6 protein-coding genes and 1 pseudogene are annotated in these 6958 nt (G+C 65.6%); 3 read left to right on the forward strand and 4 right to left on the reverse strand.

Features of this window, described 5'->3' with window-relative positions:
* A pseudogene (locus VN856_RS12270) lies at window positions 1–128 on the reverse strand (mechanosensitive ion channel family protein); the annotation flags it as partial.
* Entirely contained in the window at window positions 118–1224 is a 1107-nt protein-coding gene (prfB, locus tag VN856_RS12275; protein ID WP_325689342.1) for a peptide chain release factor 2, read from the reverse strand. The pseudogene VN856_RS12270 and the gene prfB, both read right to left, overlap by 11 nt.
* Before the next feature lie 75 nt (window positions 1225–1299).
* On the opposite strand from prfB, the gene VN856_RS12280 reads away from it, so the two are divergent.
* Window positions 1300–2664 carry an FAD-dependent oxidoreductase gene (locus VN856_RS12280; RefSeq protein ID WP_325689344.1) on the forward strand — a complete coding sequence of 455 codons (1365 nt, stop codon included), beginning with the start codon at window positions 1300–1302 and terminating at the stop codon, window positions 2662–2664.
* Window positions 2665–2670: 6 nt separating this feature from the next.
* Here VN856_RS12280 and VN856_RS12285 read toward each other — a convergent pair whose 3' ends face one another.
* On the reverse strand, window positions 2671–3000 hold the full coding sequence (locus VN856_RS12285) for a hypothetical protein (protein ID WP_325689346.1): 330 nt from the start codon (window positions 2998–3000) through the stop codon (window positions 2671–2673).
* 25 nt (window positions 3001–3025) lie between these two features.
* On the reverse strand, window positions 3026–4681 hold the full coding sequence (locus tag VN856_RS12290) for an NAD-dependent malic enzyme (protein WP_325689348.1): 1656 nt from the start codon (window positions 4679–4681) through the stop codon (window positions 3026–3028).
* Window positions 4682–4817: 136 nt separating this feature from the next.
* On the opposite strand from VN856_RS12290, the gene hisN reads away from it, so the two are divergent.
* Both hisN and VN856_RS12300 read left to right on the forward strand, forming a co-directional pair.
* The gene (gene hisN / locus VN856_RS12295; protein ID WP_325689350.1) at window positions 4818–5600 is read left to right on the forward strand and encodes a histidinol-phosphatase; all 783 of its coding nucleotides are present in this window, start codon (window positions 4818–4820) and stop codon (window positions 5598–5600) included.
* Window positions 5601–5692: 92 nt separating this feature from the next.
* Window positions 5693–6958 (forward strand): acyl-CoA dehydrogenase family protein (locus VN856_RS12300; RefSeq protein ID WP_325689352.1); only part of this gene is annotated, 1266 nt, incomplete at its 3' end.

A 6958-nucleotide genomic window follows, 5' to 3' on the forward strand; every position in this document is an offset into this window, starting at 1 on the left:
ATGACGACGATCACCAGCATGATCACCCGCAGACCGCGGGTGATGATCCATACACCGATTTCGCCGTGCCAGAAGTCGTGCCAGCGCTGCGCGGTGCTTGTCGCTAGATACGTGTTTTTAGTCGTCATCTTTTCTGTTACGCCACCGGATTCCCGCTTCCAGGAATCCGTCGATGTCTCCGTCGAGAACGGCCGCCGGGTTGCCCACTTCGTACTCGGTACGCAGGTCCTTGACCATCTGATACGGGTGCAGCACGTAGGACCGCATCTGGTTACCCCAGCTGCTGCCGCCATCACCCTTTAATGCGTCGAGCTCGGCACGTTCTTCTAAACGCTTGCGTTCCAACAACTTTGCCTGAAGGACCCGCATCGCCGCAACTTTGTTCTGCAGCTGGGACTTCTCGTTCTGGCAAGTCACGACGATACCCGTCGGGATATGCGTCAAGCGAACCGCAGAGTCGGTGGTGTTCACCGACTGACCGCCAGGACCACTGGAACGGTACACGTCGACCCGCAGATCACCCTCGGGTATCTCGATGTGATCGGTCGTCTCCACCACCGGCAGCACCTCGACTTCGGCGAACGACGTCTGCCGTCGGTTCTGGTTGTCGAACGGACTGATCCGCACCAGCCGGTGAGTGCCCTGTTCGACCGACAGCGTGCCGTAGGCATAGGGAGCGTGCACGGCGAAGGTGGCGCTCTTGATCCCGGCCTCTTCGGCATAAGACGTGTCGAACACCTCGACGGGGTATTTGTGTTGCTCGGCCCACCGGATATACATCCGCATCAGCATCTCTGCCCAGTCGGCAGCGTCCACACCCCCGGCGCCGGAGCGGATGTTGAGTAACGCTTCCCGCTCGTCGTACTCGCCGGAGAGCAGCGTTCGCACTTCCATCGCCTCGATGTCGACGTGCAACGCCTTGAGCTCCGCGTCGGCCTCGGCCTCGGCGTCTGCGGCGTTCTCTTCGGCGGCCAGTTCATAGAGCACCGGCAGGTCGTCGAGCCGTTGGCGCAGGCCTTCCACACGCCGCAACTCGCCCTGGGTGTGGGAAAGCTCGCTGGTGACGCGCTGCGCGCGGGCCTGGTCGTCCCACAAATTCGGATCGGCCGCCTCGTGCTCGAGCTTCTCGATCCGGCTGCGCAGACCGTCGACGTCGAGAACCCGCTCCACCGTGGTCAGCGTGGAGTCGAGTGCTGCGATGTCAGCCTGACGGTCGGGGTCCACGCCTGATCACGTTACCGGCGACAGGCGGCGCGACTGGCCACGGACCGGCAGGGCGGGCGTTTAGCATCGGGGATTATGCGTCCCTACCACGTAGCGATCGTCGGCTCAGGTCCCTCGGGATTCTTCGCCGCGGCCTCGTTGCTCAAAGCCGCCGACTCCGACGACCAACTCGACGTCGCCGTCGACATGCTCGAGATGCTCCCGACGCCGTGGGGTTTGGTGCGCTCCGGGGTCGCTCCCGACCACCCCAAGATCAAGTCGATCAGCAAGCAATTCGAGAAGACCGCCGAGGACGAACGCTTCCGGTTCTTCGGCAACGTCGTGGTGGGCGACCACATCAGCGCGAGCGAGCTGGCCGAGCAGTACGACGCGGTCGTCTACGCGATTGGCGCGCAAGCGGATCGGCCGCTGAACATTCCCGGCGAAGAGCTGCCCGGCAGCGTGGCCGCGGTCGATTTCGTCGGCTGGTACAACGCGCACCCGCACTTCGAGGAGATATCGCCCGACCTGTCCGGCGCGCGGGCCGTGGTCGTCGGGAACGGCAACGTCGCGCTCGACGTCGCGCGCATCCTGGTGACCGAACCCGACGAGCTCGCCCGCACCGACATCGCCGACCACGCGCTGGAGTCGCTGCGGCCCCGCGGCGTCGAAGAAGTGATCGTGATCGGTCGCCGTGGCCCGCTGCAGACCGCGTTCACCACGCTGGAGCTGCGTGAACTCGCAGATCTCGAGAACGTGGACGTAATAGTCGACCCGGCGGACTTCGAGAACATCAGCGAGGACGACGCGGCGGCGGTAGGCAAGGTCTGCAAGCAGAACATCAAGGTGTTGAAGGGCTACGTCGGCCGCGAGCCCAGGCCGGGGCACCGCCGGATCGTGTTCCGCTTCCAGACCTCACCCATCGAGATCGCCGGCGAGGAGCGGGTCGAGAAGATCGTGTTCGGACACAACGAGCTGGTCACCGACGACAGCGGACGGGTGACGGCCAAGGACACCGGGGAGCGCGAAGAGGTGCCCGTCCAATTGGTGGTCCGCTCGGTCGGCTACCGCGGGGTCCCCACGCCCGGGCTGCCGTTCGACGAGAAGAGCGGCACCATTCCCAACAGCGGCGGCCGGATCCACGGCAGTCGCAACGAATATGTGGTCGGCTGGATCAAGCGCGGTCCGTCCGGTGTGATCGGCACCAACAAGAAGGACTCGCAGGACACCATCGACTGCCTGATCGCCGATCTCACCGGCGGCGACGCCGAGTTGGCCGACTTCGGCGCCGACCACGCCGACAAACTCACCGACTGGCTTCACTCCCGCCAGCCCAAGCTGATCACCGACGCGCACTGGAAGCTGATCGACGAGCACGAACGCTCAGCCGGCGAGCCGCACGGCAGGCCGCGCGTCAAGCTGCCGAACGTGACGAAGTTGCTACATATCGGCCACGGCTGACGGGCCTCAGCCGGCCGGTAGGTCGGGCGGCGCGAAGATCCACCTGTCGGGATTGCGCTGCGAATACACCACCGGCTTCAACTCCCCCACCGTCGGCCAATGCTCGACGTCGGCGGTCATGCGCAGATAGACCGTGTAGTCGCTGACGGTTGGTCCGTCGATGACGCCGGTGATCGTGACGTATTGCTCGCCGAGTGCGTCCGGCCGTGGGCTGACACCGGTGATCAGGAGCGTGCCGCTCAACGAGTCGCCGCTGGCTCGCTGCCGGAATAGCCGCGGAGCCAGCAGGCCGGCCCCGAGCGCGATGAGCAACAGCACCGAAAGGATTTCCCACACGACGCCATGGTAGGTCTGCCGACGGTCAGGCCGATGCCGTCGGATAAACGGGGTGCCAGTGCACCTGGGTGATCCGTTCGGCGAGTTCCTCGCTGCTGCGCCTCGGGGCGACGCCCTCCGCGACGGCTTGCTCCGCGACGGCCTGTGCGATCCGGATCGCGACAGCGGGCGCATCCGACCACGACGGCAGCAGCGGCTGGTTTGGATCGTTCAGGGCCGGCGACGCCTCGCCGAGGGTCGCCGCGGCAACCCGCATCATCTCGTCGGTGACCCGGGTGGCTTGAGCGGCCGTAACGGCGAGTCCCATCGCGGGGAAGATGTAGACGTTATTGCATTGCGCCACAGGGTATTCGATACCGTTGCGCTCCAGCGGGGCGAAGGGCGAACCGGTCGCGATCAATGCTCGCCCGTCGGTCCAATGGTCCAGTTCGACCGGGTGCGCCTCCGCACGACTCGTCGGATTGGAGAGCGGGAAGATGATCGGCCGCTCGGCTTTGCTAGCCATCTCGCGCACGATGGCTTCGGTGAATGCGCCAGCAGCGGTGGACAATCCGAGCAGCACACCGACGTCGACATTGTGTATGACGTCAGCGAGCTGAGCCGGCCCCGCCAGCCCCCAGTCCGCGACTCGCCCGGCGGGTTGCGCGAAATCGCGCTGGGCGTCCGACAGATCGTGGCGGTCATCGGTGAGCAGGCCCACCACGTCGACAACCCAGATCCGTTCTGTGGCGGCCTGTTCGGACAGGCCCTCGGTCACCATCTCGCGGCGGATCATGTCGAGGACGCCGATGCCGGCTGACCCGGCCCCCAGCATGACGATGTTCTGCTGCGACAGCGGCAGGCCGGCGACCTTCGCGGCGCCATGTAGGGCACCGACGGCAACGGCGGCTGTGCCCTGAATGTCGTCGTTGAAGGTGAGCAACTTGTCACGGTAGCGGGCGAGGATGGGCAGCGCGTGCACGGTGGCGAAGTCTTCCCACTGCAACAGCACGTCGGGGAGTTGCTTCTGCACTGCGGCTACGAAGCGGTCGATGAATGCGTAGTACTCGTCATCCTCGATGCGGCGGTGGCGCCAGCCAAGGTATTGGGGGTCTTGCAGGAGCTCGACGTTATCGGTGCCCACGTCGAGCACGATCGGCAGCGTTCGGGCGGGGTCGATACCCCCGATCAGCGTGTACAGCGACAACTTGCCGATCGGAATGCCCATGCCGCCGATGCCTTGGTCGCCCAGGCCGAGGATGCGCTGCCCGTCGGTTACCACGATCACATCGACGTCATGCTGGGGCCGGTTTTGCAGCACCTCGTCCAGGCAGTCCCGTTCCGGGTAGGAAACGAACAATCCCCTTGGGCGCCGGTAGATCTCGCTGAAACGCTGGCAGGCCTCGCCGACGGTAGGGGTGTACACGATCGGCAGGGACTCGGGAATGTGGTCCTGCAGCACACGGTAGAACAGCGTCTCGTTGCGGTCTTGCAGCGCACGCAGATAAATATGCTTGTCGAGATCGTCGCGGCGGGTGGAGAACTCGTGCCAGCAATGCGCCGCTTGCTCGTCCAGCGTCTTCACCGCCGTCGGCAGCAGGCCCAGCAGGCCTTTCTCGCGACGCTCGGCCTCCGAAAAGGCCGTGCCCTTGGTCGTCAATGCATCGAAAAGGGCTGCCTGCCCTCGCTTTTCGTCAGCCATCGTGGGTATCCCTCCTGGAGGCAGATTCGCGGCGCACTCGCTCTGCTGGATTCACGCTCATCACGCATAGATCATCCTCTGCCCAGGTAGTCCGTGGTATCAACGCAGAGGTGCAATTCCGGTGAAAGTAGGTCAGATGAGTCGTGACGATCTTGCGGTGGCATTGGCGCTGGCCGACCAGGCGGACGCGGTCACGCTGGACCGCTTTGGGGCCGTCGATCTGCGGGTCGACACCAAACCGGACCTGACGCCGGTCAGCGACGCCGATCACGCGGTCGAGACGGGCTTGCGAGCCACCCTTGCCCGCGCTCGGCCGGACGATGCCATCCTCGGCGAAGAGTTCGGCGGCACAACCACTTTGACCGGGCGACAGTGGATCGTCGATCCGATCGACGGCACCAAGAACTTCGTGCGCGGCGTGCCGGTGTGGGCCAGCCTGATCGCGCTGCTCGACGACGGCGTGCCGCAGGTCGGGGTCGTCAGCGCGCCTGCGCTGCATCGGCGTTGGTGGGCCTCCACCGGTGCTGGCGCGTTCGTGGCAGTCGGCGACACCGCGGTCCGCCGACTCTCGGTCTCCTCAGTGGCGCAACTGAACTCCGCCAGTTTGTCGTTCTCCAGCCTGTCCGGATGGAACGATCTCGGTCTGCGGGACCGCTTCCTGGACCTCACTGATCACGTGTGGCGGGTCCGCGCGTTCGGCGACTTCTTGTCCTACTGCTTTGTGGCCGAAGGAGCGGTCGACATCGCCGCCGAACCGGAAGTGTCGGTGTGGGACCTGGCGCCGCTGGACATTCTGGTGCGCGAGGCGGGCGGGACGTTCACCAGCCTGGACGGCAGCGCCGGCCCGCACGGCGGCAGCGCGGTGGCGACCAACGCCCTGCTGCACGACCAGGTCTTGGCCCGACTGACCGCCACATAGTCCAACCTGTGAACTAGTTAACAATTGCCTGTATCTTACTCTGGAGTAAGATACAGTTGATCGCACTGCCCCAACGACCGAGGCTGCCGTCAATGACAAACACTGTCACCTCCGCAAATGGCTCCCATAACGGCTCGAAGCCGCGTCCCAAGCGCGCCGGCAAAAAGTCCGCCATCGGCGAGCACAAGCACAAGCGCACTGGCATCGACGTGGCGTTGGGCCTGCTCACGCCGCTCGTCGGCCAGGAATTCCTGGACAAGTACGGCCTGCGCGATCCGCTGAATCGGACGCTGCGTTACGGCACCAAGACGATCTTCTCCACCGCCGGAGCGACCGGCCGCCAGTTCAAGCGCGTCCAGAACCTGCGCGGCGGACCCACCCGGCTGAAGACCAGCGGCAAGGACTACTACGACCTGACACCCGACGACGATCAGAAACTCATCGTCGAGACGGTTGAGGAATTCGCCGCCGAGGTCCTGCGTCCGGCAGCGCACGACGCCGACGCGGCGATCACCTATCCCCCGGACCTGGTCAAGAAGGCCGCTGAGTTGGGAATCACCGCGATCAACATTCCCGAGGACTTCGACGGCATCGCCGCGGAGCGCTCCAGCGTGACCAATGTGCTGGTCGCTGAGGCGCTCGCCTACGGCGACATGGGGTTGGCGCTGCCAATCCTGGCGCCGGCCGGCGTCGCCGCAGCGCTGACCCACTGGGGCAGCGCCGGTCAACAGGCGACGTACCTCCAGGAGTTCGCCGGCGAGAATGTTCCGCAAGCGTGCTTGGCCATCGCCGAGCCGCAGCCGCTGTTCGATCCGACCGCGCTGAAGACCACCGCGGTCCGCACCCCGAGCGGGTACCGGCTACACGGCGTCAAGTCTCTGGTCCCGGCGGCGGCCGATGCCGAATTGTTCATTGTCGCAGCCCAACTCAACGGCAAGCCGGCTCTGTTCATCGTCGAATCCTCGAGCGACGGCCTGACCGTCAGGGCCGACCCGAGCATGGGCATTCGCGCGGCCGCGCTGGGCCGCGTCGAGCTCGACAACGTCTCGGTGCCGCTGAGCGCGCGGCTCGGCGAGGACGATGCCACCGATGCCGACTACTCCGAGGCGATCGCGCTGTCCCGGCTGGGCTGGGCCGCGCTCGCGGTCGGCACGTCGCACGCCGTGCTCGACTACGTCATCCCGTATGTGAAGGAGCGCGAGGCATTCGGCGAGCCGATCGCTCATCGGCAGTCCGTCGCGTTCATGTGCGCCAACATCGCCATCGAACTCGATGGGCTGCGGTTGGTCACCTGGCGCGGTGCGGCGCGGGCCGAGCAGGGCCTGTCGTTCTGCCGCGAAGCCGCGTTGGCCAAGCGG

Source organism: Mycobacterium sp. (assembly GCF_035603715.1).
Lineage (GTDB): Bacteria > Actinomycetota > Actinomycetes > Mycobacteriales > Mycobacteriaceae > Mycobacterium.

Excerpts from the sequence above, each read along its gene's own strand:
- VN856_RS12280 (WP_325689344.1), top strand. The coding sequence starts at position 1,300 with ATGCGTCCCTACCACGTAGCGATCGTCGGCTCAGGTCCCTCGGGATTC.
- VN856_RS12290 (WP_325689348.1), bottom strand. The coding sequence starts at position 4,681 with ATGGCTGACGAAAAGCGAGGGCAGGCAGCCCTTTTCGATGCATTGACG.
- hisN (WP_325689350.1), top strand. The coding sequence starts at position 4,818 with ATGAGTCGTGACGATCTTGCGGTGGCATTGGCGCTGGCCGACCAGGCG.